We start from the raw sequence: 23,807 nt of genomic DNA on the forward strand, positions 1-23,807 counted from the left end.
TCCGTTACGGCGCGGCAGGTACCCGAAAACCGGAATGCGCGATTGCCACTGACAATGCGCTGCCAACCGGGCCGTGATGATCGACCAGGACTGCCGATCCGTTGGCCACCCCGTCGTGGCTGTAATGGGTGAGCGAGGCCAAACCGATGTGCGGCCCCTCTGGCAGCCGGCTGAGCGTGAGCGTGTAGTCGACATTGATGAACTGCAAGGCGCTGGTGCCCCAATTGGCGATCGCGGCGGTGACGTCGCCCGCCATCGCCACGCGTGTGAAAGGACTGAGCGGTTCGCCGTCGACCAACGGGTGGGTTTCGTGCAACCAGGTGTATTTCGGTCCAGATGTGTTGGTCCACTCCGGATCTGGGTTCTGGATTCCGATTCCCCAGCCGTAGGTGCGCAGGAAAAGCGACGGGTACGTGCCGTCGTGGTCGCTGGGCAGTGGGGGCATCTGGACGGATGGGGACCACACGTGTCCGTCGGGCTGATGCCCGCGGCGCAGAAACAACGCACTGCCCCGCGCCACAGGTCGGCCGCCCTGGGTGAGCACGACCTCCAGCAGCCGTAATCGCCGTTGCTCGTGTTGAACCCGGGTGTGTACCTCGACCGGTTCCAGTGCCGTTGGCCGCGGCAGGTCGACGGTCAGTCGCGCTGGTTGAAGTTGCGGGTCGTCGACCGCGAGTTCGGCCGACCGGCCCAGCAGGCCGCCGACCACATGTCCGCTGATCGACGGCCCCCACCCGCCACGCGCGAATTCGTTTGGCACATAGCGGTTTTCGTCACGATAGAAGTACGGCCCCGACGGCGGGGTATCGGCGCTATCAGGCGCCATGTTCGGCTCCGTCCTCCGATGTGGAACAACGGCTTTCAACATTGGGGGTGTGGGCAGGCGGGATCTGGGTGCCCTTCTAGTCGGCTCTCACTGCTTGGTACCGACCGTTATCAGATCGGAAATCAGCTGAGTCCATATCGGACGCTTGATTCGGTGCTGATCGCTGATGGTGAACCCCGCGTCTTCGAACAATGCGCGCATCTCAGCCGGCGATGCGTTGTGCTGCGGTTTCCACCGGTTGATCCAAGGCACCTGCAACAGCGGTTGACGCGTGCTCAGGGCCGCGACAGCCGCCAGTCCGCCAGGCGCCAGCACCCGATGGAACTCCCGCAACGCCGCAGGCTGATCGAAGAAGTGAAACGCCGACGTGGTCACGACCGCGTCGAGTGTCCCGTCATCAAACGGCAACTGTTCAGCCGGACCCTTGAGCCATTGCACCCGAGCGGATCTGGCGCGAGCCTGGCTGAGCATGCCGTCGGACATGTCGACGCCGTAGATCGCCTGGGCATCTAGTTCGCGCTCAATTCGGTGACTGAGAACACCAGTGCCGCAGGCGATATCGGCAATCTTGCGCGCTTGGTGAGCGCGCAGGATCGCGATCACTTCGTCGTGCGGGGGACGGTACACCCATCGTTGCAAGAACGGCAGGTCATACGCCGGGGACAGAATGCTCCACAACCCAGTTACCGCATCGTTGAGAACGCGGCGTTGCGGTCCGGTCATTCGCCCAGCGTCGAGGCGTAGTAGATGGTGTCGGCCATGGTGACCGAGTCGTTGCTCTGCGGGACCGGATCCAGGCCGTTCTCGGCGAGCAATTCACTCATAGGCACACCGAATGATCGCCAGCCCAGACCATCCAGATACGCAGCAACGTCGTTGCGCTCACCTTCGAAACCGAGCTCTTGCCAGTCCAGCTCGAAGCCATGCTCGCGCCATCGTGCGGTGGCCCTGCGCATCATTTCCCGTGCTCGTTCGGTGTCCTGCTGCGGCTGGTTCGGGATCGCTTCCACCGCCAGGCGGCTGCCCTTGGCGCTGAGCTTGGTGACGTTGTCCAATAGGCGGTCCTGAGCCTCCGGAGGCAGGTACCCGAATAGACCTTCAGCGATCCACGCGGCAGGGCGAGCCGGGTCAAAACCGTTGTCGAGCAAGGCTTGTGGCCAATCGTTACGCAGATCGATGGCAACTGTACGCAGCTCGGCCGTGGGGGCCGCACCCAGACCTTGCAGGGTGGCCGTTTTAAACGCGATCACCTCCGGTTGGTCGATTTCGAACACCGTCATGTCGGCCGGCCACGCCAACCGGTAGGCGCGGGCATCCAAACCGGAAGCCAGGATCACGGCCTGACGGATTCCGGCCTCGGTCGCGCTGCGGAAGAACGAGTCGAAAAAGCGTGTCCGGGCGGCCATCGCGTCGGGCATGTGCGCCAGCTTCCAGCTCGACTCGTCGTCGTCGACGTCAGCGGAAAGTAGGTCGCCGTTGACCCAGCGAGTGAAGAAATCGACACCGACCGCACGAACCAGCGGTTCGGCGAATTGGTCCGTGATCACCGGCGCGTCGGCCTTGGTCGCGATGGCTCGGGCTGCGGCGACCATGGTCGCGGTGGCGCCCACGCTGGTTGCTAGATCCCAGGTGTCGTTGTCTGTGCGTGGCATGCGGGTGCTCCGATGTCGAGTTCGGGAAGTCAGATTGCGGATACTTAGCCAGTATAACAACTCATCAACGCGGGTTGGCCGCGCAGAGTTCCCGCAGTACTTTTCGCCACATCACCACAGCTAGCCGGCTAATGCCGACCGGGACCGCCCGGTCCGCCAGGCCCGCCCGGTCCACCCGGTCCACCCGGTCCACCCGGCCCACCCGGTCCACCCGGTCCGCCCGGCCCCCCGGGACCGTTTGCCGCCGGCAGCACGAACACGCATTGATTCAGCTCGGGGCTCCAGGCCCAACCGGGCGCACAATCATCGTCGGCCCGGCTGATCGCCGGGGCGGCCAGCGCGGTCGCCGGCAGTCCTGTCAACGCAATAGCAAACGCCGCGATGGCGAAACGCCGTAAACCATGGCTCATTGCAGACCTCACATATCGCCGTCGTGATATCGATTCTCCTCGGGCGGTGACAAGCTCGCTGCCAATTCGAATTTCCGCCAGCCAAAACGATCGGTTCCTGCCCGCCGTGCCACCAACTTTGCCGGCCGTACCAGCGTTGCCGCCGTCGCTGCGGCCAGCAATGTTCTCCCTGTCGCGGCGACAACATAGCGAGCTGTGGCCCCATCGTCGGGGGCAGTCCGCCGGGAATCGGACGGCTGCACCCGCGCGGGCGTCTGGCCGAAATCCTGCTACTACTGATGGAAAGATTTCGTCATGCCCACGAGGTGTTCGGCGATGGTCCGCTGGAAACCGTCGCGACGCGCGCCTGCAGGTGCGGCGCGCTTTTTGGCGATCGTGGTCTGCTTGGCGCTTTCCGCATGCAGCACCATTGTCGCCGGCAGCCCCAAAGCGGCGTCGGGTCACCCGGGATCCGGTGGTCCCATACGGCCATCCCAACTGGAAGACCTGCTGACGCCCTCAGCGTCGTTCTCGGTACTGCCGGACAAACCGCTGGTCGAGGACGACATGCAGTCCGCGCTGTTCATCGGAGCCGACCCGGCCGGATGCCATGGCGTGGTGGCTTTCGGCCGATTTCCACTGTTTCCGCCGACCTATACCGGACGTGAAGCCCGCACCCAGCAGGACCACCAAACCAACCAGCATCAGCTGCTGGAGGTATCGGCTACCTATCCGAGTAGCTTCGACGCCGCGGGTTTTCTCACCTCGATTCGCAACAGCGTGTCCAGCTGCCAACACCCGGTGACCGCCTGGGGCGACGACGGCCGGAAAATGACGGTGAACCCGGCACCGCTGGCTCCGAGCCCGCCCGAGGCCGCCCAATGGATGACGAATCTTGCCGGCCAGCGATGGGTTTGCGAATTCGCCGTCATCGCGAAGGCCAATGTGGTCTCGGAGATCGTCACCTGTTCTCCGGACCGCTCCATCGATATCACTGCGCTGGTTGCCAAGCGAATCAAGAAGATTGACGAGCTACTCAAGTCCACCGCGTGACGCCCGCGTCGCGTAGCCGCTGCGGCGCAACACCACGACGAGGGCCAGCACGAGAACGGTCAGCACCGGAAGCCAGGGAATCAGGAAGCCGACCGTAAGCAGTGCGCCGTGGGCGGTGGAAAGCACTGACTGCCAACCATGTTCGAGCGCACCAAGGAAACCGGTGCGCGGGGTCATCGCCGGCTGTGCCGAGATGTTGACGTTGATGGTGGCATAGGTGACCTGGTCGCCGAGGGTGGCGCGCTGGGCCCGTAGGGAGTCCAACTCGGCCTGTCGCTGAGTCAGCGAAGACTCCGCGGCGAGCAGGTCGGCGGTGTTGTCCGCCCGGCTCATCAATTGCAGCAGTCGATTGACCGAGGTCTGTAGCGCCTCAATGCGGGCATCGAGGTCGACGCGCTGCGACGTGACGTCGGTGTGGCCGATCGACATCGACCTGACCACCCCGAGTTTCTTCGTCTCGGCCAAGACTCCGTCGAGTTTGTCGGAGGGAATGCGCAAGACGAGATCAACCACCGGCGAACCGGATTGCAAAGGAGAACCGGATCGCTCCGACCGGGAGTCCACCCGCCCGCCGGCCTCGCTGGCCGCGGAGACAAGCCGGTCTGCCACCTGCGCCGGCTCGGTGACCACTAGCTGCAGCGATCCCGTTGTGATGACATCGCGTGCCACGGTGGCCGGAGGGGTCTGGGGCAGCGGTGCTTTCGCAATTTCGTCGGTGATTCCTGAGGACGGGGGCGGACTTTCGGAAATACCGCCCTTCGTTTGCGGCAAGCTGGCGTCCGCCGGCTCGGTCAACTTGCCTGCTACCGCGCCATCGTGCGTGCCAGCTGGGCCGTCTTTGCTAAGCGACCAGATCCAGCCGCAGCCGACCAACAACGCAGTGGCCAACGCTACGGCAATGACGTTGCGCAGCTTGACCGTTTTGGCTTCGCGAGGGTGTCCCGGGACCGCATCATGTTTGGTCGGGTAGTGGCCCCATCCGGCCGGTAGTTCGACGGGTTGCAGCACGCGGTGCCGCAGTTCGCCCTTGCTGACCACGCGGCTGTCGACGGCCAGATATGCCGTGAATCTGCACAACACACCGAACCGCAACGACGTGTCGACGATTCGCTTCGCCAACTCGTCGGTGCCAGCCAATGCGTAGCGGTCCTCGAGATCGCGCAAGTGCATACGCGCCCACTGCACGGTTACCGCCGCCGCGTCGCGGCGCTGTCCGGCGACGGTGGTCGACCATTCCTCGCCCGCAGGGGTTTTGCCGCGTAGCGTCAGTGAGCCGGTTGCGCCCCCTCGATACCGTCCAGTCAGCACCAGCGGGACCTCAGCAAGGAGCTCGGGCAACCGAGGCGGACTTGAGCTGTCGTCGACAATCGCAAGGCCCTCGGCATGAACTGACAGCGAGTGGGCGAGCGGGGCGCCGATGCGGCGCTGGATACCTGCCATCGCCTCGTCGAGGCGGTCTTCGCTTTCCACCAGCTCACAACGCCCGCCACCGATGCTGGCGAGGCGGCCTAGGAGTCCGGCATTGACGGCCTGGTCAATGCCGATGGCGTGCAACCGAACCCGGCGCAGGTCGCTGGACAATCCGCGCAGCAGCTGGTCTTCGTTGCCGACCTGCCCGTCGGTGACGATCACGATGACGGCGTCGCGGCCCTCTCCCCCGGTCAATAGGTCGAGCGCCCGCCGCAACGGTGAGAACAGCTCGGTGTCGCCGTGTGCTTCGACGCGGGCGAGGTATTCGACAGCGCGGTACCGGTTGCGGTCGCTGGCCTCGACCAACCCGTCGGGTAAACCGACGGGACGTTCGATCCGGTCATCGAACGTCAGCACCGCGAATCGGTCTTCGCCGCTGAGGGTGTCGACGATGCGCGCCGCTGCGCGCCGCGCTGCCAACATCTTCCAGCCGTCCATGCTGCTCGAGCTGTCCAGCAGCAGCACTACGTCCCGGGGGCGCGGCGGGGTGGTTGAGACCGGCGGCAGCACGGTGAGCTGATAGGTTCCCTCGGCGCCGTGCGCGTCGGGAACCAGGACGAGTGAGTCAGTGAGCCCGTCGGCGCCGTAGTCCAGTCGCAACACAAAATCCCGGTCGGCACGCTGGCCGTGCTGTACTCGGATGCGGCCGTCGTCGGTGTGCACCGTGGGCAGGTTCGACCGCACCTCCGAGAGGGTGAGACCGGCAGGGTCGATACCCACGTCGATGGTCAGTGGAACCGGGTGCTTGAAACCGGGTAGCAGCAGCGGAGGGGTGATGCGCGACGCGTCGGGAACCGCTTCGGTGTCGTCGGCATAGCCGTCGCCGACCGGGGCGCCCGGCAGCGGGCTGCCCGGGATGTACCGCGGCGCAACTACAAGCGGGAAACGGAATGTCGCCTGGCCATCCGCGTAGGCCAGCGGGGTGACGAGTGTTACTGCAATACTTACCTTTTCGCCGGGCAAGATGTTGCCGACCCGCATGGTGAATACGTCGGGCCGGTCCTCCTCTGCGATGGATACGTGGCGGCCCGAGTCGTTCGCCTCGTCGTAGGCATGGCGTGCTGCCTCTCGCTCCTGCAGTTCTGCCTCGACGGCGCCAGCGCCGACGGTAATTCGCATACCGGTGACTGCGCTGCCATCTGGCAGCGGGAACACGTAACTGGCTTCCAGGGGTACGTCAAAGCCATTGACGAAGTCCTGCGTCAGTTCGGCGTCACTTATCAGCCCAATGATGTTCGCGCGCAGATGAATACGGTCCAGCGGAAGATTTCCCCGCTCGGTACGCAGCGTACCCAGCGCCGCCCCGTCGTCGGCGGCGGTTATGCGACTCGTCTCCTCGTCGGTCATCGACGTGATGCGGACGGTCATGGTTGGCTCCGTTCGTCGGGAGATAGCAGGCCGCGTTCGGCCATCAGTGCGAGTAATGGCCGGGCGGCCGCGTGGATCGCGTCGATGTCGTCTTCGTTTGGGCGAGCAGGCAGTAAAAGCAGTGCGCCGCCGGGCAGGTTCACGGCGGCCAGCGTCGTGACAGTGTCAGCTCCGTGGCCGTTGATTGCCGCAGCGGCGGGCGGTTCGGCCCAGAAACGGCTGCGGCCGCCGGGACGCCCCTTGCTGGGCGCCGGCTGCGAGGTGTCGACCGACAGCGGGGCTTCGGCCGGCGCGGCGGTGAGGAGTTCTTCCGGAACGGCGGCGACGCGACGCAGTGTTTTGTCCGTCGCCCCGGCCAGTTCGGCTTGGATCTCGGCAAGCGAGCGGCCCTCGGCCTGACGGCGTTTGACGGCGATGATCTGCAGCAGTTGACGCGTTCCGTAGAGCGCCGTGCGCCCCTGCATGGTGGGCCGGTCGACGAGTCCGGTGGTCGTGTACCAGCGCACGACCCGCCGATTGGGCAGTTCCCGCACTCGCCCGTTGGGCGCACCCGGGTACGCGGGATCGGCCAGCGCGACGGCTACACGTCGTACCAGCTCGTCCAGCGTCCACGACTCCGCCACGGTTTCGATAGTGACACTGTAACCATGACACTGTCAATATCATCTGGAGGTGCCGGCGCCTCATCGATTTCAGCACCCGAAGATGAGTGCGCCGTGGCGCCTTTAGTCGGCTTGTTCGGGTTCAGCAATGCTGCCGGTGCTCTCACCGGCAAGGCTGCGGGGGCTGAACTCGTCCACCATCAGTTCGCCGATAACGCTGACGCCAAATCCGCGGAGCAGTAACACGATTGGACGAAGCTACGACCGGCGCGCCAGGGGTTGGTCAGATCGCCAGTATGAATTCAATTTGCACCGACTTTGAGAATTCTATGGCAATTCGGTAATAAGGCCGTGATATATGCGTGATACGACCGTGATCAGCGGTAATTATTGGCCCGTTACGTATTTGTTATCGGTTCGTTATTAATAGGTCGCGAAGGAAGGGGTCGGTATGTCGTATGTGGTGGCAGCACCTGAGGCGCTGGTGGCGGGGGCGACGGATATCTCCGGGATCGGTTCCGCACTGAGGGCGGCCACCGCGGCTGCGGCGGTTCCGACAACGGGAATCGCGGTAGCGGCAGCCGACGAGGTGTCGGCGTCGATCGCGACGTTGTTTGGCCAATATGGTCAAGAATTTCAAGCTTTGAGCGCCCAGGCGGCTGCGTTCCACTCCCGATTTGTCCAGGCCTTGACCTCTGGTGCAGGTTTGTATGAGATCGCCGAGGCGGTCAATGCGTCGCCGTTGCAAAGTCTCGCGCGGCTCTTCGGCGCCGGTGGCACCGGCGCCACTGGCACCTCGCGGGCCACCCAGACCACCACGGAAAAGGCGACGAGTACCGCGGGTAGCAGTAATCCTGCCAACCCAACTGCGGCGAGCACGACAACTATTGCGTCGGCCAGTGATGTGAAGCCCGCCGCCGGCACCGGCGCTGCCAGCGCAGCGACGGTTGGCTCGAGCACCGCCAACGCCTCGAACATCGCGGGTAATACCAGCTCCACCAACACAACTGCGGCCGCGGCAAGTACTTCCGGACCGTCTGCTTCAGGGACGTCTGCTTCAGGGACGTCTGCTTCAGGGACGTCTGCGACTTCCACGACATCTGGTGCTGGGACGTCCGCCTCGACACTCAGTGCGGCAACGTCTGCCGCCACAACCGCTGCCACGGCGGGCACCGGGAGCACGGGCGCGACGGCGACGTACTCGACTTCGTCGCAGTGGAACAACGGGTTCGTCGCTAACTACAAGATCACCAACACGGGCACCACTGCGCTGACCAACTGGCAGCTCCAATTTGATTTGCCCGCAAACGAATCCGTCACGAATCTGTGGAACGGTCAGGTGCACCAGTCCGGTACGCAGTACACCGTGACTCCCGAAAGTTACAACAGCACGATCGCGCCGGGGGACTCGGTCACTGTTGGGTTCCAAGCCTCGCAGAACGGAACCTATTCAGCGCCAACACATGTGCTGGTGAACGGACAGCCTGTCGGTGGTGACACCGGCGGCACTGGCACAGCCACTGGAGGCGGGACGGGTACCGGCACCGGGACAGGGACAGGGACAGGCACAGGCACCGGCACAGGCACCGGCACCGGAACCGGCACAGGAACCGGCACAGGCACCGGCACAGGAACCGGCACAGGCACCGGCACAGGCACCGGCACAGGAACCGGCACCGGCACCGGGACCGGGACCGGGACCAGCAGCGGCTCCGGCCTCACGGCGACGTACACGCCACGGTCGCAATGGGATAGCGGCTTCGTTGCCGATTACACGATCACCAACACGGGCACGACACCGGTCAACAACTGGCAGATGCAATTCGATTTGCCCGCAAACGAATCCATCACCAATGCGTGGAGTTCCCATCTTGCCCATTCAGGCACGCAGTACACCTTGACTCCCGAGAGCTATAACAACACGATCGCACCTGGAAGCTCGATCACCATTGGTTTCCAGGCCGCGCAGACCGGTGCCTACTCGGCGCCGACGAACCTGCTGCTGAACGGCCAACCCCTCACCGGCGGCGGCACGGGCACCGGAACCGGAACGGGCGCGGGCACGGGCACGGGCACGGGCACGGGCACAGGCACCGGAACGGGCACGGGCACCGGCACCGGCACCGGCGGGACGCTGATTACGTCCCAGTACGGGACGACGACGATCGGCAACGCTTACGTGGTTCAGAACAACGCGTGGAATAACCCCGGCGGACAGTCGATTACCGTCACTGCGACCGGGTTTACCATCACTACTGAAAACGGGTCAGCACCGACTAACGGTGCTCCGCTGGGATACCCGTCGATCTACGACGGCGTGCACTACGGCACGGCGTCGCCGGGGACCAATCTGCCGATTCAGCTGGGCCAGATCCAAAACGCCACTAGCAGCATCAGTTACACCTACCCCACCAGCGGCATCTATGACGCCTCCTACGACATCTGGATGAACCCCACACCCATCACCACTGGGGTCAACCAGCAGGAGCTGATGATCTGGTTCAACCACACCGGACCCATCCAGCCGGTCGGCTCGGTGGTCGGCAACGCCACCATTGACGGGCAGAACTTCACAATCTGGAAGGGCAGCAACGGCCAGAACAACGTCGTCTCCTATGTCTCGGACACACCGATCACGACATGGAACAACTTCGACGTGATGGGGTTCATCGACCATACGGAAACCATTGAGCCGGTGACTGATTCGTGGTACTTGACCAGCATCCAAGCCGGCTTCGAGCCGTGGAGCGGCAGCGTGGGCGCGGGGGTCAATTCGTTCTCCACGAGCGTCAATGGCGTCAGCTAGGGCCGACTCCCGGGCAGCGGGAAGTCGGCGAGCTTGGCGCCGAGTTCCCGGCCCACGTCCTCGAGTCCCGCGATGATCGGATAGCCGTAATCAGTTGTCGGCAAAGCACTTCCGATCTCGGGCGAGTTGGCTATGGCGTTGGCGATGAACGGTGCATACGGGCGGATGGCGGGAGGCAGACTGTCGACGCTCGCGGTGCCGCCGGTGTCGCCACGCGTCCCGTTGATCCCAAGCACCCCGGGCGCCCCAAGCGCCCCCGATGCTGCGGTCTGAGGATTGGGAAGACCGAATTGTCCGTTGACGCCGCCCTGTCCACCTTGTGCACCGGACCCAAAGCCGCCGCCGCCTGCGGCGCCGCCGATGCCGGAATGGCCCGATAGCCCGCTGTTGCCGCCGGCGCCGGCGCCGCCATTACCGCCGCCGCCGGCACCACCGTTGCCGCCGTGGCCAACCGTGCCGAGGGACCAGCCGGCGAACCGGGGGTGCCGATACCTCCGTTGCCACCGGCACCGCCCGAAGCGCCGGCACCGCCGTTGCCGCCGTGGCCACCGCTGCCGCCCGCTCCCCCGTTGCCGCCGTTACCGACGAGCACTCCGCCGTTGCCGCCGCGACCCCCGGCACCACCGGCATTGCCGATCTCGCCGTTGCCGCCGACGGCTCCGGTGCCGCCGTTGCCGCCGTTTGAATCCTTCTGGAATGTCCTGGCCACTCGGCTAAGCGCCCGCGTGTGCGGTTACTATCGCCATCGAAAATTCTTGTGCACGAAACTCTTTCGAAACCTGGGCACCGACGGCCGGCCCATCGCGGCCGGCCCGTAACCGGCGCAAGAATCGCGCAAGGTCTACAGCACATCCTCTACCTGTGCGGGCGACGCGGCCCACACCAAATCTCGCCACCGCAACGGCAACATGTTCGTAGAGGGACACCGCAATGCTTAAAAAGTCACGACGCCAAAGGCTTTCAAGGATTGTCAGACTGGCCTTAATTGCCATGACAACTGCCGCGGCGATCGGCGCGTGCTCGACCACCACCCACGGCGCGGGCCCTACCGCGACCACCGTCGGCAAACCGAGCCCGAGCGCTTCGGCCGGCGGCCAGGGCAGCAACTGCAAGGCCAATCCGAAAACCGCTGCCATGCCGCGGGTCAAACCCTACGAGCCGGTGCCGCCGGTCGGCCGGATCTCCGTCACGCTCAGCGGCATCGCTTCGGGAACTGTCAAGCCCGGCGCCGAGCCGACCGAGGTCGAGGTGACTTTGTGCAACGACTCGGCGGTTGCCTACCCGAAAATCGGTGTGGTGCTGGTGCTCAAGCGCTGCAGTTGCGCCAACGACCCGTTTGAGATAGCTCGCGGCACCGTGGAGAGTTTCGATGCCGTCAGCAAACAGTGGATCAAGCTGCCACACCCGGCGATGGGTACCGGGATGGACTACATCGGCACATACACGAACACCCAGCAGCTGCCGAAGGGCAAAGCCGTGACACTGCGGTACCGAATCGCCCTCGACGCCTCGATGGTCGACGGCACCGGCGGCGTGCAGGCGGTGGTCGTCGTGCCCAAGGCCCTCGTCCAAATCGGCAAGGCGGACTTGCCTTTCACCGTTTCGCAAGAGCCGAATGCACCACAGCCTGCGTCGCGCCAAACCGTACTGCCATTCAGCGGCCTGACCTACCCCACCAGTGTGACGGCGGACCCAGCGGGCAATGTCTACGTTGTCGACCGCCCCAACAACCGGGTGCTGCGATTGGCGGCGGGATCCGATTCGCAAACCGTGCTGCCGTTCACCGGCGTACAGAATCCTGGCGGTGTGGCTGCCGACGCCGCCGGCAACGTCTACGTCACCGACAGTCGCAACAGCCGGGTGCTGGAGTTGCCGGCCGGATCCAATTCACAGACCGTGCTGCCGTTTACCGGCCTGGACCATCCGCGCCTGGTGGCGGTTGATGGCGGCGGAAATGTGTACGTCACCGATCGGCAGCAACGGGTGTTGAGACTGGCTGCCGGCTCGCGCGATCAGACCGTGCTGCCCCTCGACGGCGTCGAATCCGCGGGCGGTCTGGCCGTAGACAGCACCGGCAACGTCTATGTCAACGACGACGCCGACTGTCGGGTGGTGAAGTTGGCCGCCGGATCCGGCGCTCAGACCGCGGTGCCACTGACCGGCCTGCACACCCTGGGTATGGCGGTGGACCTCGCCGGGAACCTGTATGTCGTCGACGTCGACACCAAAAGGCTGCTGGAGGTGCCAGCCGGGACGTCGTCGCCAATTGTGTTGCCTTTCAAGGTCCTCAACGGTCCGCAAGATGTGGCCGTGGATGGTGCGGGCAACTTGTACGTCCTGGACAGCGGAAGCTTTGGCCAGGTGGTGAAGTTAACAGCCGGCTGATGAGTCGTAAAGCCTTGTCACCCATGCGCTCTCACGGAGAGGAACTCAGAAATGAGGCTGAATCCAGGTATGTCGGCCCTGCTGTCTATCGCAATGACCACGGTCGGCGTTGTCGCCGCACCACCGGCATTCGCACAGTCGGCATGCGAGACCGGCGGAGCACCGCCAGGCGCAGCAAGCAAGGACGTCAGCGACGCCTACGGCCAGCCCGCGACGCTGTGGATCACCAACGAGATCGTCGGCATCACCACCGGCGAAGGCTCCGGTCAGACGGTGATTCACAGCGCCAGCCCCTTGCCGCGCTCGGCGCTGCTGGTCGACGCCCAACAGGACGGCAATCACCAGATCATCGTCAGCACCGGCCGCGAGGCGCTGCTGTACACGGTGTCGGGCTGCACCCTCACGCCGGTTGCCGACGGGCAAGGCACGCCGCTGCGCCTTGACCTCGGCCACCGGATGAACACTGGCGATGGCATCGGCTGCAGCGACTTGGGCGACGGCCGCCACCTCGTTGGGCTGCTACGAATTCGGGACCAACCGGGCGAGCCTTTGCTGGGCGTACGCCGGACCGAGATCGATCTGAACGGCGCGACGGCCACTACCGGGCGCACCGATACCGTCACCGCCACGTCGGAGCAGGACCCGGCCTGGACATCGGCGGGAACCATTAGCTGCGGTGACCTGACTATCGCCCGGGACGGAGTTCAGGCGAGCTACTGATCTGGGCGCCGAGTAGTGCCAGACTACTAGCGTGAGTGACGGGCGAGTTCGCTACGCACGCAACGGCGACGTTCACCTGGCATACCGCGTACTGGGCGACGGCGACTTGCCCCTGGTGCTGGTGCCGGGTTACGTCAGCAATGTCGACCTTTACGATGACCCCGCTTACCCGTTCGCTCCCCTGGTCGAACAATTGGCGCGGCACACGCGACTGATCTTGTGGGACAAGCGCGGCAGTGGACTGTCCGACCCGGCTACCCGAGTCCCCACGCTGGACGAGCGTAGTGAAGACCTGCACGCGGTGCTCGACGCAGTCGGTGTCGAGCGCCCAGCGCTTTTCGGCATGTCCGAGGGCGGACCGATGAGCATCCTGTTCGCCGCGACGTCTCCAGAGCGGGTGAAGTCAATGGTGCTCTACGGCACCACCGCCCGCTTCGTCCCCGAATTACCCGATTTCCCTTGGGGGATCGAGATCGAGAAATTCATCCAGCAGATTGCCTTGATCGACGAGCATTGGGGCGAGGGTGTGGGCGCACCCATGCTTCTCAACGAGGCAGCCGACATACCCGGGGTGCGGGAGATGTTGGGCCGGTTTGAAAGGGCCTGCGCCAGCCCGGCCATGGCGGGCATGATTTTTCGGGCGCTGATGGACATCGATGTTCGGGACATCCTGGACACCGTGCACACGCCGACGCTGGTGCTGTCCCGGCCCGGTGACAAGATGGTCCCGTTCGAAGCGTCGCGTGCGCTTGCCGAAGCGATGCCGAATGCCGAGTTTCGAGCATTGCCGCCGGGACCGCACGCAGCCCTGGACGACTCACTTGCCACCGCGATCATCGAATTCGTTTGCGGGCCAGTGCAATCTTCGAGCAATGAGCGGGTGCTGGCCGCGGTGCTGTTCACCGACATCGTCGGTTCCACTGAACAACTAAGCGGCCAGGGGGATTCGCGGTGGCGTCATCAACTCGACGTCCATGACCAAGTGGTGGATCGAACCTTGGCAAAGTACGGCGGTCGGCGCGTCAAGCACACCGGCGACGGCATATTCGCACTCTTCGATGGACCGACTAAGGCGGCGCGATGCGCACTGGAACTCGTCCCGGCCCTTGGGACTCGGGGTATCTGCATCCGCGCCGGCGTGCACATCGGCGAGTGTGAGCGTCGCGGTGACGAATGGAGCGGACTCGCCGTTCATACCGGCGCGCGCATCGGTGCCATGGCTGGACCTGGCGAGGTGCTCGCCAGCCGGACGGTGCGTGATCTCTCGGCGGGCTCCGCCTTGCGGTTTGAAAGTCTTGGTGCGCATCGCCTCAAGGGGCTGCAAGAAGACACCGAAGTCTTCCAGGTCGCCCATCCCCCTGCCCTGCCCTTGCCGTAGACCCGTTACTCAGACATCTCTAGTTCATCTTCTTGGAAAAGACTCGATTACGACGCGACCCGTGCTCGGTATCGGTTGCACAACTAGTTCAGCAACTCTTCTAGAGAACGCCTGCGCGATAGCGATATCGTTCCAATTCCCGCCGCACCCGTTTGACGGCGGAAATCCTTCATGAGCACGACGACAAGGAAGTGCCCGTTGAAAGCGTTTGATCTATGCGGCATCACGGTGCTTGCCGGCGCTGGGTTGTGTGGAGCGGCGTTGGCGCTCAGCCCGGGCGCGGGGGCTGCCCCGCTGCCTCTAGGTGGCCCCACGTGCATTTCCCAAATGAATGGACTGGCAGCCCCGACGAGCACGGCCGCAGCCGGCGCTCCGGTCGCCGCAACGGGTGCCGGTGGCCCCGGGTGCATCGATCAGATGGCAGGCATCGCGGCGCCGGTAGCCGAAGCGGCGCCGGTGCCGGCGATCCTGCCCGGTCCCCCTGTCGCGGCGGCGGCGCCCGCTGCGGTGCCGGCAACCGTTCCAGTGCCGGTCGGCGCTCCGGTGCCCGCGGCGGCTCCGGTGCCGGCTCCCCTACCCGCTGCCGCTCCGATACCAGCGGCCGTTCCGGTGCCACTCGGCGCTCCGCTGCCGCTGGGCGCGCCGGTGATAGCGGGTGCGCCGATCGAGGGGGCGCCGGCTAGCGCGCCACTGCTGAAGCAGGCGGGTGCGGGTAAGGGTGTGCCAACTGATCCCGGGCCGGCTCTGACGGCTGACCCGGTGGTTCTGCCTGGCCCGCCCCCGGCACCTGGTCCCACGTTGATCGCGGCCGCGGCGCCGCTTCCTCCCGCCAATCCTTAAGCCGACCTTCAGCTCCTTAAGCCGACCTTCAGCTCACCCGGTCGGCCGACTTTTCTTCTCTCGGAACTCCTTCCTGCACGACTACCGGGTCACCGACGTTGACGGTGTCGAAGTACCACTCGGCGTCTTCGGGGCTGAGGCTGATGCAGCCGTGGCTGACGTTCTCAATCCCCATCGACCGCACCGCCCATGGAGCCGAATGCACGTAGAGGCCGCGGCTGGTGATTCGGACGGCGTAGTCCACCGGCAGCCGGTAACCCTCGGGGTCGTCGACGGGGATGCCGACACTGCTCGAATCCATAGTCACCGTGCGGTCTTTGGCGAGCACGCTGTAGGTGCCGACGGGCGTCTCGAATTCCGGCTTGCCCATGGTGGCCGGCAGAACGCCGTCTTCTCCCCAGTGCGGCCGGTGGTGCGGCGCCGGCAACGGAGGCGGCGGTTGCGCCTGGACTCCGTCGATGCTCACGGTGAAGGTGTGGTTCGAGATGTCGGCAACACCGAGGACGACGGGGCCCGTCTTGAAGTCCGTGCGCAGACCACCCACCGAAAGCGCCACCGTGCTGTGCGCAGGCCAGAATCTGTCAGGAACCCACTGCACAACGTTGTTGTCGAGCCACTCATACCTCCCCGTCATCGCTGGGGCCGACTTCACTGCTATCGCGCGCTCGGCCGCCTGCCGGTCTGCCAAGTTGGCTATGGGTCTGCTCAACGTCACGACTACGGGGTGAGCCACCCCGACCTGCGAGCCGGTTCGGGGCAGAACCGATGCGATGGCGAAATCGCCATGCGGCAGGGTCACCGCCGCGAGGCGCACGCCAGCTGGCCCAGTGGCCACTGTCGCGGCAATCACGATCGCTACCAGAACAGACCGCACGGCTACCCGCATCGCTCCCATCACCCTTTGAGATGGCCTTTGAGATGGCCTTCGAGATGGCCTTCGAGATGGTCGAAGTGTCGTTGTCGCTTGACGATGTTAGGGGCGCTCGTTCCCGCGGGTGCGCAGCGCGCGCGAGCAGCTCGGTCAAGTCTTCGCCGCGATTTGGTTACGACTGTCTCGGCCAGGAAACGATATGAACTGTCAATGAATTGCTCCCCGACGCCCTCCCTGGCCGGACCGCGCCGGGGGTCCTCTCTAGGGTCTGCAGGTACACGGCAACAACGACGTGGTTAATGCCGACGCGTCGAACAGCTGGTGCTCGAGGTCGCAATACGTGGATTTTGGGGCTCTACCTCCGGAGATCAATTCCGCCTGTATGTACGGCGGTGCGGGCGCGGCACCGCTGTTGACAGCCGCGAGGGCGTGGAACGGCGTAGCCGTCGAGTTGAGCAGTGCGGCATCGTCGTTCGAGTCGGTCATTGCCCAGCTGGGAAGCGAGCACTGGATGGGTCCGGCGTCGCTGTCGATGGCCGTCGCGGCGCAGCCCCTGGTGATGTGGCTGGCTTACACCGCCGAATCCTCGGCAATCGCGGCCACACAGGCCATGGCTTCTGCGGCCGCCTTTGAGACGGCTTTCGCGATGACGGTCCACCGGCCGAAATTGCCGCCAACAGAGCCCAGTTGGCCGAACTGATAGCCACCAATGTCCTTGGGCAAAACATGACCGATATCGTGGCTGCCGAGGCGCGATACGGCGAGATGTGGGCCCAGGACGCGTCGGCCATGTACGGCTACGCGGTCTCCAGCGCGGTGTCCGCGCAGCTGGTGGGTTTTAGCGATCTGATCAGTAGCGCGCCCGATGTGGTGATGAGCTTCGCGTCCCCGGTTGCGTCGGCTTTCGATGCCGAGGCACTCGACGCGGTCAGACTGATTTCCGGGCTGGATGCCCGCGAGCTTCCGCTTTTAGACGCCGTTAACCACAACAAAGCTACGTGGGCTGACTTCGGCTCGGGCCTTATCGGGCTGGCCTCGCCGGCAAAGGACGACGCCAGCGGCACTGCCGCCGCTGTAGCGGCGGCAGCTCCCGTCGGCCGAACACGTGCGGTTGCAAACCTTGGCAATGCGTCTGCGGTCCGCAGCCTGTCGGTGCCGACAAGCTGGTACAGCACAGCGCCGACGATGACTGCCGGCACGGCCTCGGATGGCACCGGCTGGACAGTTCCGCACATGGACCACTCGAACGCAGCGATACCGCTCGTACGCGGAATTGTCGCTTCCGGCAACGGAACCGGAGCAAGCCCGCGTTACGGAGTGAAACCGACTGTCATGCCGAAGCATGGTCTCTTCTGATTTGTAGCCACCGCTCGACTCGTCGAACATGTCACCGTACTGGGGCCCACGCAACTGGTCACCATCAAGGGTCCAGCAGAACCGGTCCCCGCACGGAGCCTACAAGCGATGGCCTCCAAGAGAACGCTGGCCGCCCGAATTGAATCGACACTTGTCGGCCGGGACGGTGAAATCGAATGCCTCACAGCGATTCTCAACGATACGATCAACCGACAAGGGTCCGTCGTCGGTATCACCGCGCCTCCCGGCATCGGGAAGAGCCGCATCTGCCGCGAGTTGGTCAAGGTTGCACAAGCCCGTGGCGTAGCGGTCTTTTCGACGTTCTGCGAGTCGCATGCCAAAGCCATCGCATTCACCGCGATCGGCCCGGTTGGTGCGCGATCGATTGCGGCTGAACGAACTCGATCACCCCGCTGCCTGCGCGGCGCTGCGAGCCCAACTCGCCGGGGCCGATCCAGAGGGCCTGCTGTTACTTGACGAAATGGTCGGAATCCGGGATCCAGCGGACGCCACCCCCACGTCTCCGCGGACGCCCGGCGACGACGCCTGACGTCGCTGCTGACGACGCCCACTGGATCGACGAAGCCGCCCTTGAGCCTCTTGATGACTCACAGGCATCCACAATCACAGCTGAGCTCATCGGCTCGCACCCCTGGCTCAGCGATCTGGCGGGACGCATCATCGAACGCTCAGCCGGAAATCCGTTCTACGTCCAGGAGATCGTGCGCGAATACGCCGAACGAGGAGTCATCGTCGCCGAACGTGGCGCATACCAACGGGAGCAAGAGGTTGACGACGTCAGCGTGCCACCAACCCTGCAGGCTACGATCGGCGCACGCATCGATCGACTAACGGCCCCGGCCAAACGGACACTCAACGCCGCAACGTCATCGGATCGCGGTTCGGCACCGATCTGTTGGCCGTCCTGCTCGAGGATGCCGACGGTCTGCGTCACGCTGCGCTGGCTGAATTGGTCCAGTCTGAGCTCATCGACCAGGTGATGTTCACGCCGCGCGCCGAGTTCGCGTTTCGTCATCCGCTGGTTCAGACCGTGGCCTACGAATCTCAGCTCAAATTCGCACGCGCACAACGACATCGGCGTCTATCGTTGCGCCTCACAACGGAATACCTTGGACTGCTTGATGCGATCGGCGAGCCCGAACTGATCGTCGGCTTGCTTTATCCTGCGATTCACGCCAAACACGAGGCCCGCGGGGTGACTGCCGCCGTCCAGCCGGCCCCAGCGGGTAATCGATCTGGCCTGCGGCGATCCCACCAAGGGCAACATCCTCACCGACCTCACCTCTGGCCTTCGCGACGGCGATGCGCGCGACAGCGAGATGCGCTATGGGACAGCCTGACTGGAAAATCGAGCTCGAACAGGCGATCGAATTCTCGCGCGTCGATCCGACTACGCATGTCTCGATGATCATGTTCAAATACATGTCGGGCATCCCCGTCGGCGCGTTGCCGGCCGACGCAACGGCCCTGGCTGACACCGAGAACGCGCTGGGAATCGCCCAGCGCTGCAGTGAAGACTTCGCCCTGCACATGGCTCGACTTGCGCAGGGCATCGTCTTGGTATCGACGGACGGCGCCGAGCGCTCAGCCGGTTTCGCTCTGCTCGCCGAAAGACGATCTGCCGGGCCGTATCCAACGTGTGTACGCGACGCCGATAATGGCGGTCACCACTCCATACCAGGCGACGGCCCCGTGTTCGTCGGCGTTGGGAAAATTCGCCGACGCGATTGTCAGGGCGGTTGCCGGGTGGCGGCAACCGCTTGCGAAAGCCAAGATCGCCGAGAACTGACGATCGGGGCCGCCCAACAGGTGCCCGGCAATGAAGGCAGCCGCAACAAATATCACCATCGCAACCAGGGTTGAATCACCTACGAGCTGCCACATCCGTGGTGCGGCGGCGACCAACAGCACGACCATCGCCACTGGCAACACCCAGCGCTGGGCGCTTTCGATCGGACCCGAGATACGCTTGGCCGCTGCCGGCCAGAACTTGCCGATCGCCATCCCGGCCGCGAGCGGCGCTAACACCGATACCAGCAGCAGCCTTCCGATTGCCCATGGGCTGACCACATACTGTCGCCCGAACACGTTGCCCAGCACCGTCGCCGCCACGGCAAGTGCTGGAACGGCGAGCACCGCCAGCACGATGACCAGACCAAGCCCGAATTGAACCTCTCCCCCGGCCTTCTCTCCGCGCCGGGGCAGCAATGGCGGCAGCGGCGAGATCGCCAGCGTGACAAGCGCGATGGCCACCTCAGGCCGCAAGTCCACCACCTGCACCAGCAGCACCGCGATCGCGGGCGCAACGACGAGCACTGCCAGTAGCGAACGGGCCAGCAGTGCGCGCCGTCGCAGTACATAGACGACGTCGGCAAAGTCTGCCGACAACCCGTATCCCAGAATCACGACGAACAGGCTTATCTGAAAAGCGAGCTTCGCCGCGTCTGCCATGGTCACGAGGCACAGCCTGCCATGCCGCGCCTGAGAACCGGTGCGCTTGAAGCGTTGGGGCCGATATAAGGGTGACTTTGGGCTCTTCTCTACGCCCGCCGAAGCAGGCGATCATTGCGACGTCGGCACCGACGCTAGGAGTAATCCATGATCGAATATGACCTGGACACTGAGCATTCCGTCCTGCTGGTACGCCCGAAGTCGGCGCTCGAACAGCAAGACTTCGTTGACCTGGCACAGGCCGTCGACCCGTATATCGAGACAACAGGCGACCTCGCCGGCCTGATCCTCGAGGTCTCAGCGTTTCCGGGATGGGACAGTTTCGGGGCGCTGGTCACCCACTTCCGCTTCGTGCGCGATCACCACAAACACGTCAAAAAGGTTGCCGTAGTGACCGACTCTCATCTCGGAGATGTCGCCGAGCACTTGGCAACACACTTTGTCTCGGCCACCATCCGTCACTTTCCAGCTGGCCAGACTGCACAAGCACGACAATGGATTACCGATGGCTCATAAGTCAGCGTCCTGGCCGCATCGGCACTGTCCTTTGCAACACAGGTAGATCGGCGAGTAGTGGGTTCAGTTCCGGGAGCGTGACCAGCTGCCGAACCGGGCCCGCAGGAGGCGCCAGAAGCCGCCGGCGATGTTCGCCGCGTCCAGAGGCGTCCAGACCACCAATGCCTCCCCCGCGGCAAAGCGCGGGTTGAGTTCGGTGTAGAAACGCACGTCGGGGTCTTGTTCGAGTCGGTGCATGCGCGACCCGTCATGGGGCGTGGCGCGGGACCGCACCACCCAGGGGCTTTCGCCGACCGGGATGTAGTACCAACGGTGCCATTGCGCGCTGAGTGCGGTCACCAATGCCTCTATATCGGCTGGCGTGCGGCGCCTGCGGCTGGGATAGATCCGCGGCATCGTGGTGGCGAGCAGACGATAGACCGCCGGTGAGGATGCGCGGGTCATCAAAGCGAGCGGGGTGCGCGGTTCGCGGAACTTGAAGCGCAATGCTTGGCGAAGTCCGAACAACTCGGCCAGGATGCCGCCGCGATAACCGAGCCGGAAGTAGGCGCCCGCGGAAAACACCGCATGGGTGCGGCCCGCGTGTTCCATCCGGTCGATGCCGGCGAAGGAGAAACCCACCAATTCGCCGCCCGTACCGTAGAACAGCGCCAGGCGCGTCTCGTCCGCGCCGAAGATCAGTCCCTGGAATTCCCCGCGGGTGAAACCACCTACGGTCTCGCGGTAGATGTCGTAGAGCCGGTCGACCAGTACCGAGCGCTGTGCAGGCTGAAGTGTCGCCGGTTGCAGGCATTGGCTGGCGACAATGCGACCGGCATCGAGACGGCGCGCGGCAGCTGGTGATGGTTGCTGCGGCCCCTCGGCGTCGCTGGTTAGAGCATTCCGGACGATGAGCAGGGCGCGGGCCGATGTTGCCGCCAGCATGCGGTTAGTGGCGCTCATGGCCGCCTTGTCCTTCGCCTGTCTCAGGTTCAGCCGGGCTGACCCGGGCCGCCGCTGGCGCCCGCGGTTCCGACATGGCCTGCTGACCCGTTGTACCTGGGTCCTGACGCGGCGAGGCCGCCCGCGCCGCCCGCGCCGGCCGCGCCGCCGTTGCCACCGGCACCACCGGCACCGGGCGCTCCGGCGATGCCGTCCTGGCCGAAGGCTCCGATCAAGCCGCCGCGGCCACCCGTTCCACCGGCGCCGCTGACGCCACCGGTACCGCCGTCACCGCCGGCGCCGCCTGGACCGCCGTCGCCGCCGCCGCCGGCGATGCCAGTTGGGGCAACGGACAAGCCGCCCTGGCCCCCGGCGCCACCGGCGCCACCAGTGCCGCCGATGCCGCCAACGCCGCCCGCTCCGGCATCGCCGCCGGCGCCGCCGACGCCCAGCAGAGCCCCAGCCGACCCGCCGTTGCCGCCCGCCCCGCCGACACCACCGGTGCCGCCGGTTGATAGGGAGTCGCCGCCGTTACCGCCGTGACCACCAGAGACGGTGTCCAGGCCCTGCGGGTAGCCGTACGCGTTGGAATCACTGATGGCCTCACCTCCGAACCCGCCGACACCGCCCGCACCGCCGGGGGCACCGGCTCCGCCGACACCGCCGACACCGCCGACGCCGCCGGCGCCGCCATTGCCGATCAGCAGCCCGGCGTTTCCGCCGTTGCCGCCCGCGCCGCCCGCACCGCCCGTGCCGCCGGTGATGTTGCTTTGGGCGCCATTACCGCCCTTGCCGCCCACACCGGTATAGGCGGTACCTCCCTCGGAACCCTCGGCAATTTGAGAGGCGCCGCCGATGCCGCCGGCCCCGCCGGCGCCACCCGGCCCGCTGCCATTGGCTCCGTTGCCGCCGTTGCCGCCGCTGGCCGTGCTGTTTGCCAGCGTCGTGTACGCGACCCCGCCGGCACCGCCGGCACCGCCGTTGGCGCCACCGGCGCCGGCCGCGCCGCCGTCGCCACCGTTGCCGCCGAGTGGATGGTTCGCCGTTGAGTAGATGTTGCCGCCAGTGCCGCCAGCTCCCCCGTCCTGGCCGGCGCTTCCGGTGGGACCGAGTCCGCCATCGGTGGCCGTCGTAGGACTTCCGACGGGTCGGATTGGGCTCCCGATATCGGCAGGGGTGGTTCCGGTGGCGGTGTTAGCGCTTGACGTGGGATTGACGCCGTTGGTGCCGGCCAGACCGGCACCGCCTTGACCGCCGTGCCCGCCGGAACCGAACAGGGTGGCACTGCCGCCGCTGCCACCCTGTCCGGGGCTACCACCGTTGACGCCGGCGATGGCCGCTCCACCATTTCCACCGGCCCCACCGTTGCCATACAACAACCCACCGTGCCCGCCGGCCCCGCCGGCCGCACCAGCCCCGCCGGCACCGCCGGCCCCGCCAGACCCGATCAACCCGGCCGACCCGCCGTTCCCGCCGGCCTGCCCAGCCGCCCCAGAACCACCATTGCCGCCGGTACCAAAAAGCAGCCCGCCTGCCCCGCCGTTGGCTCCACTGCCCGCTGCCCCGTCAGTCCCATGGCCGATCAGCGGACGCCCCAACAGCGCCTCGGTAGGCGCATTAACCGCCCCCAGCACATCGCGCTCCACGGTCTGCAACGAGGTGTTCATCGCCTCGGCAGCTCCATAGGAGCTCCCCGCCGCGCTCAGAGCCTGCACAAACCGGTCATGAAAGGCCGACGCCTGCGCGCTCAAAACTTGATACTGCCGCGCGTGGCCACCGAACAACGCCGCCACCGCCGCTGACACCTCATCACCGCCCGCGGCCACCAGCGCAGTGGTCGGACCGGCCGCGGCCGCGCGGGCCGCGCTGATCGTCGAGCCGATGCCCACCAGATCCGAGGCCGCCGCCGACACAAACTCCGGCCCCACATTGACGAACGACATCGTCTTTCCTTCCGCCGCAACACAAGACAAGTTCTTGCCAGGCAGGTGCGTCGCCGCCACCGCGGTAAGAACGCCCCTGAACTCAGTCGGTTAACGACAGAGGCTAGGCACGCCCTACGGCTGCGTCTAGCAGAAGGTTTGCAAGGCTCCCTTGCGTAAGATGCAAACGAAAGCCCGTGTCTATCAATGCGTTACGCGCAAGAGTGTGTTCGCAACCTTCTACTAGACGCTTGTATGGC

The 23,807-nt window shown here is 65.3% G+C and carries 21 protein-coding genes and 4 pseudogenes; 12 read left to right on the forward strand and 13 right to left on the reverse strand.

Translation table 11 applies throughout. The annotated features are described in order from the left end of the window. Positions 1–4 precede the first annotated feature (4 nt). The 4 genes from AWC27_RS13955 to AWC27_RS32065 form a co-directional block, all read right to left on the reverse strand. Positions 5–826 (reverse strand): acyl-CoA thioesterase domain-containing protein, encoded by an 822-nt coding sequence (locus tag AWC27_RS13955; protein ID WP_085671022.1) that lies wholly within the window; start codon positions 824–826, stop codon positions 5–7. A gap of 87 nt (positions 827–913) precedes the next feature. Then, positions 914–1,549: a class I SAM-dependent methyltransferase gene (locus tag AWC27_RS13960; RefSeq protein WP_085671023.1), complete on the reverse strand. Its 636-nt coding sequence runs from the start codon at positions 1,547–1,549 to the stop codon at positions 914–916. Next, the gene (locus AWC27_RS13965) at positions 1,546–2,478 is read right to left on the reverse strand and encodes a class I SAM-dependent methyltransferase (RefSeq protein WP_085671024.1); all 933 of its coding nucleotides are present in this window, start codon (positions 2,476–2,478) and stop codon (positions 1,546–1,548) included. The genes AWC27_RS13960 and AWC27_RS13965 overlap by 4 nt, the downstream gene beginning before the upstream one ends. Positions 2,479–2,542: 64 nt before the next feature. Then, on the reverse strand, positions 2,543–2,689 hold the full coding sequence (locus AWC27_RS32065; protein ID WP_245847083.1) for a hypothetical protein: 147 nt from the start codon (positions 2,687–2,689) through the stop codon (positions 2,543–2,545). Positions 2,690–3,203: 514 nt separating this feature from the next. On the opposite strand from AWC27_RS32065, the gene AWC27_RS13975 reads away from it, so the two are divergent. After that, positions 3,204–3,920 carry a sensor domain-containing protein gene (locus tag AWC27_RS13975; RefSeq protein WP_085671026.1) on the forward strand — a complete coding sequence of 239 codons (717 nt, stop codon included), beginning with the start codon at positions 3,204–3,206 and terminating at the stop codon, positions 3,918–3,920. Here AWC27_RS13975 and AWC27_RS13980 read toward each other — a convergent pair. The 3 genes from AWC27_RS13980 to AWC27_RS32745 form a co-directional block, all read right to left on the reverse strand. After that, a complete protein-coding gene (locus tag AWC27_RS13980) occupies positions 3,900–6,758 on the reverse strand; it encodes a DUF4349 domain-containing protein (RefSeq protein WP_085671027.1) in 2,859 nt (952 codons plus the stop codon). The genes AWC27_RS13975 and AWC27_RS13980 overlap by 21 nt on opposite strands. Continuing rightward, the gene (locus AWC27_RS13985; RefSeq protein WP_085671028.1) at positions 6,755–7,381 is read right to left on the reverse strand and encodes a MerR family transcriptional regulator; all 627 of its coding nucleotides are present in this window, start codon (positions 7,379–7,381) and stop codon (positions 6,755–6,757) included. Before AWC27_RS13985 ends, AWC27_RS13980 begins: the two co-directional genes overlap by 4 nt. 102 nt (positions 7,382–7,483) lie before the next feature. Then, complete coding sequence (locus AWC27_RS32745; RefSeq protein ID WP_264079473.1) at positions 7,484–7,606, reverse strand: hypothetical protein; 123 nt, start codon at positions 7,604–7,606, stop codon at positions 7,484–7,486. Positions 7,607–7,811: 205 nt separating this feature from the next. Here AWC27_RS32745 and AWC27_RS32750 point away from each other — a divergent pair. The 3 pseudogenes from AWC27_RS32750 to AWC27_RS31540 form a co-directional block, all read left to right on the forward strand. Then, positions 7,812–8,831 (forward strand): annotated as a pseudogene (locus tag AWC27_RS32750) (PE domain-containing protein); the annotation flags it as partial. Positions 8,832–9,092: 261 nt separating this feature from the next. Continuing rightward, positions 9,093–9,383, forward strand: a pseudogene (locus AWC27_RS33185) (cellulose binding domain-containing protein); the annotation flags it as partial. A gap of 210 nt (positions 9,384–9,593) precedes the next feature. Beyond that, a pseudogene (locus tag AWC27_RS31540) lies at positions 9,594–10,166 on the forward strand (GH12 family glycosyl hydrolase domain-containing protein); the annotation flags it as partial. 130 nt (positions 10,167–10,296) lie between these two features. Here AWC27_RS31540 and AWC27_RS32755 read toward each other — a convergent pair. After that, the gene (locus tag AWC27_RS32755) at positions 10,297–10,875 is read right to left on the reverse strand and encodes a hypothetical protein (protein ID WP_169726788.1); all 579 of its coding nucleotides are present in this window, start codon (positions 10,873–10,875) and stop codon (positions 10,297–10,299) included. A gap of 281 nt (positions 10,876–11,156) precedes the next feature. Between AWC27_RS32755 and AWC27_RS14000 the strand changes: the two genes are divergently transcribed. The 4 genes from AWC27_RS14000 (at position 11,157) to AWC27_RS14015 (ending at position 15,489) form a co-directional block, all read left to right on the forward strand. Continuing rightward, positions 11,157–12,551 carry an NHL repeat-containing protein gene (locus tag AWC27_RS14000; RefSeq protein ID WP_169726789.1) on the forward strand — a complete coding sequence of 465 codons (1,395 nt, stop codon included), beginning with the start codon at positions 11,157–11,159 and terminating at the stop codon, positions 12,549–12,551. A 51-nt stretch (positions 12,552–12,602) separates the two neighbouring features. Then, positions 12,603–13,271, forward strand: coding sequence for a hypothetical protein (locus AWC27_RS14005; protein WP_085671031.1), 669 nt, complete (start codon positions 12,603–12,605; stop codon positions 13,269–13,271). A 31-nt stretch (positions 13,272–13,302) separates the two neighbouring features. Beyond that, on the forward strand, positions 13,303–14,649 hold the full coding sequence (locus AWC27_RS14010; protein WP_085671032.1) for an adenylate/guanylate cyclase domain-containing protein: 1,347 nt from the start codon (positions 13,303–13,305) through the stop codon (positions 14,647–14,649). Between the two features lie 171 nt (positions 14,650–14,820). Beyond that, the gene (locus AWC27_RS14015) at positions 14,821–15,489 is read left to right on the forward strand and encodes a hypothetical protein (protein ID WP_085671033.1); all 669 of its coding nucleotides are present in this window, start codon (positions 14,821–14,823) and stop codon (positions 15,487–15,489) included. A gap of 28 nt (positions 15,490–15,517) precedes the next feature. On the opposite strand, the gene AWC27_RS14020 is transcribed toward AWC27_RS14015, so the two are convergent. Beyond that, positions 15,518–16,375 (reverse strand): L,D-transpeptidase, encoded by an 858-nt coding sequence (locus AWC27_RS14020; protein WP_139836988.1) that lies wholly within the window; start codon positions 16,373–16,375, stop codon positions 15,518–15,520. Positions 16,376–16,700: 325 nt separating this feature from the next. On the opposite strand from AWC27_RS14020, the pseudogene AWC27_RS14025 reads away from it, so the two are divergent. The 3 genes and pseudogenes from AWC27_RS14025 to AWC27_RS30190 all read left to right on the forward strand — a co-directional run bounded on the left by AWC27_RS14025 (position 16,701) and on the right by AWC27_RS30190 (position 18,717). Beyond that, positions 16,701–17,716 (forward strand): annotated as a pseudogene (locus tag AWC27_RS14025) (PPE family protein). 108 nt (positions 17,717–17,824) lie between these two features. After that, the gene (locus AWC27_RS33190) at positions 17,825–18,193 is read left to right on the forward strand and encodes an AAA family ATPase (RefSeq protein ID WP_085671035.1); all 369 of its coding nucleotides are present in this window, start codon (positions 17,825–17,827) and stop codon (positions 18,191–18,193) included. Then, positions 18,190–18,717, forward strand: coding sequence for a hypothetical protein (locus tag AWC27_RS30190; RefSeq protein WP_139836989.1), 528 nt, complete (start codon positions 18,190–18,192; stop codon positions 18,715–18,717). Before AWC27_RS33190 ends, AWC27_RS30190 begins: the two co-directional genes overlap by 4 nt. Positions 18,718–18,818: 101 nt before the next feature. Here AWC27_RS30190 and AWC27_RS14040 read toward each other — a convergent pair whose 3' ends face one another. Together AWC27_RS14040 and AWC27_RS14045 are read right to left on the reverse strand one after the other, a co-directional pair. Then, positions 18,819–19,010 carry a hypothetical protein gene (locus AWC27_RS14040; RefSeq protein ID WP_139836990.1) on the reverse strand — a complete coding sequence of 64 codons (192 nt, stop codon included), beginning with the start codon at positions 19,008–19,010 and terminating at the stop codon, positions 18,819–18,821. A 311-nt stretch (positions 19,011–19,321) separates the two neighbouring features. Next, a complete protein-coding gene (locus AWC27_RS14045; RefSeq protein WP_245847095.1) occupies positions 19,322–20,188 on the reverse strand; it encodes a bile acid:sodium symporter family protein in 867 nt (288 codons plus the stop codon). 147 nt (positions 20,189–20,335) lie between these two features. Here AWC27_RS14045 and AWC27_RS14050 point away from each other — a divergent pair, with 147 nt between their 5' ends. After that, positions 20,336–20,704, forward strand: coding sequence for a SpoIIAA family protein (locus AWC27_RS14050; protein ID WP_085671039.1), 369 nt, complete (start codon positions 20,336–20,338; stop codon positions 20,702–20,704). A gap of 63 nt (positions 20,705–20,767) precedes the next feature. Here the strand turns inward: AWC27_RS14050 and AWC27_RS14055 are convergent, their stop codons facing one another. Continuing rightward, positions 20,768–21,646 carry a hypothetical protein gene (locus tag AWC27_RS14055; protein WP_245847086.1) on the reverse strand — a complete coding sequence of 293 codons (879 nt, stop codon included), beginning with the start codon at positions 21,644–21,646 and terminating at the stop codon, positions 20,768–20,770. Between the two features lie 29 nt (positions 21,647–21,675). Beyond that, positions 21,676–23,568, reverse strand: coding sequence for a PE family protein (locus AWC27_RS14060; RefSeq protein WP_085671041.1), 1,893 nt, complete (start codon positions 23,566–23,568; stop codon positions 21,676–21,678). Between the last annotated feature and the right edge of the window lie 239 nt (positions 23,569–23,807).

The sequence above is a fragment of the Mycobacterium szulgai genome (genome assembly GCF_002116635.1).
Classification (GTDB): domain Bacteria; phylum Actinomycetota; class Actinomycetes; order Mycobacteriales; family Mycobacteriaceae; genus Mycobacterium; species Mycobacterium szulgai.

Excerpts from the sequence above, each read along its gene's own strand:
- AWC27_RS14020 (WP_139836988.1), bottom strand. The coding sequence starts at position 16,375 with ATGCGGGTAGCCGTGCGGTCTGTTCTGGTAGCGATCGTGATTGCCGCG.
- AWC27_RS14015 (WP_085671033.1), top strand. The coding sequence starts at position 14,821 with ATGAGCACGACGACAAGGAAGTGCCCGTTGAAAGCGTTTGATCTATGC.
- AWC27_RS14045 (WP_245847095.1), bottom strand. The coding sequence starts at position 20,188 with ATGGCAGACGCGGCGAAGCTCGCTTTTCAGATAAGCCTGTTCGTCGTG.
- AWC27_RS13965 (WP_085671024.1), bottom strand. The coding sequence starts at position 2,478 with ATGCCACGCACAGACAACGACACCTGGGATCTAGCAACCAGCGTGGGC.
- AWC27_RS14055 (WP_245847086.1), bottom strand. The coding sequence starts at position 21,646 with ATGAGCGCCACTAACCGCATGCTGGCGGCAACATCGGCCCGCGCCCTG.
- AWC27_RS14005 (WP_085671031.1), top strand. The coding sequence starts at position 12,603 with ATGAGGCTGAATCCAGGTATGTCGGCCCTGCTGTCTATCGCAATGACC.
- AWC27_RS13960 (WP_085671023.1), bottom strand. The coding sequence starts at position 1,549 with ATGACCGGACCGCAACGCCGCGTTCTCAACGATGCGGTAACTGGGTTG.
- AWC27_RS33190 (WP_085671035.1), top strand. The coding sequence starts at position 17,825 with ATGGCCTCCAAGAGAACGCTGGCCGCCCGAATTGAATCGACACTTGTC.
- AWC27_RS14000 (WP_169726789.1), top strand. The coding sequence starts at position 11,157 with ATGACAACTGCCGCGGCGATCGGCGCGTGCTCGACCACCACCCACGGC.
- AWC27_RS13975 (WP_085671026.1), top strand. The coding sequence starts at position 3,204 with ATGGTCCGCTGGAAACCGTCGCGACGCGCGCCTGCAGGTGCGGCGCGC.
- AWC27_RS13980 (WP_085671027.1), bottom strand. The coding sequence starts at position 6,758 with ATGACCGTCCGCATCACGTCGATGACCGACGAGGAGACGAGTCGCATA.
- AWC27_RS14050 (WP_085671039.1), top strand. The coding sequence starts at position 20,336 with ATGATCGAATATGACCTGGACACTGAGCATTCCGTCCTGCTGGTACGC.
- AWC27_RS14060 (WP_085671041.1), bottom strand. The coding sequence starts at position 23,568 with ATGTCGTTCGTCAATGTGGGGCCGGAGTTTGTGTCGGCGGCGGCCTCG.
- AWC27_RS13955 (WP_085671022.1), bottom strand. The coding sequence starts at position 826 with ATGGCGCCTGATAGCGCCGATACCCCGCCGTCGGGGCCGTACTTCTAT.